General features: G+C 53.1%; 1 tRNA gene and 1 rRNA gene. Both read left to right on the top strand.

From position 1 onward, the window contains the following. Positions 1-14 precede the first annotated feature (14 nt). Positions 15-90: transfer RNA gene (locus tag QTL95_RS28440), tRNA-Ala, on the top strand. 523 nt (positions 91-613) lie between these two features. After that, positions 614-1,103 (top strand): 23S ribosomal RNA (locus QTL95_RS28435); the annotation flags it as partial.

Below are 1,103 nucleotides of genomic sequence, written 5' to 3'. Positions count from 1 at the left end.
GTGTTGCGATGGTTGGGGCTGTAGCTCAGCTGGGAGAGCACCTGCTTTGCAAGCAGGGGGTCAGCGGTTCGATCCCGCTCAGCTCCACCAATTCGCTTCCGAGAGGAGACGATGGTGTCGAGATGACGGATACATATCCTTTGAAGAAATAAAAGTTTGCATCGACTTCGGTCGGATGCCTGTTCTGCATATATCGTGAAGAGAAGATTGATCTGGAGGCTTCCAGGTGTTTTGGCACAATCCTTATGGATTGTACGAGACGTCCGAGCCCAGTTCCTGAGAAACCATGGATGGCCTAGCCGGCCGGATATGGTGGAGGGATTGGAGGTAGGAAGGAAGCTTGTCGCTCTGGATTGTTGGTTGTTCGGTGTCTTTGGCACTGTCTGATCAACGATCGGATTACCGTTGCCTGACCGCGCGGTCCTGGATTTAATCTCGAGAAGCTGGTCTTAAGACCTGATGCAAGCGAGCTGCTCGGCGTAGCTCCAATAAAGCAATCAGGTCGAACACGTCGATGGCATTGTTGGATTGGCTGGGTTGTAAAAGGTAACCCGGCCTGTTGTCGTTCTCTTCGAGAACGGACAGCGAGATGATGAGCATTGGCAATGAGAACGATTAAGTGTCGTAAGGGCATTTGGTGGATGCCTTGGCATGCACAGGCGATGAAGGACGTGATACGCTGCGAAAAGCCGTGGGGAGCTGCGAATAAGCTTTGATCCATGGATCTCCGAATGGGGAAACCCACCTTAAGATACTTGGGAAATCATTCTGGTTGTCGGACCTTTGGTCCGACGTTACGGCGAACGATCGCCGACGGCCTCTGGCCTGTATGGGTGGCATGCTCAAGCTTGAGTGTGGCATCAATACAGACCGATAGGTCGTCGCCAATTGTTTGGCGCGCCGTCCGCAGCGCAGCGACCGCAGGTCGCGACAGCGTGAGGACAAAAGAACCCGGCACGTCCGGGCGAGGCGGTGCAACCCGAATGGTTTCCAAGTATCGTTAATAAGGTATCTACACCTGAATACATAGGGTGTAAGAAGCGAACGCAGGGAACTGAAACATCTAAGTACCTGCAGGAAAGGACATCAACCGAGACTCCGCA

Source organism: Rhizobium sp. S152 (assembly GCF_030380735.1).
In the GTDB taxonomy this organism is placed as follows: domain Bacteria; phylum Pseudomonadota; class Alphaproteobacteria; order Rhizobiales; family Rhizobiaceae; genus Rhizobium.
The sequence above is the reverse complement of the archived record's forward strand: the minus strand, read 5'-3'. Positions and strand labels throughout refer to the sequence as shown.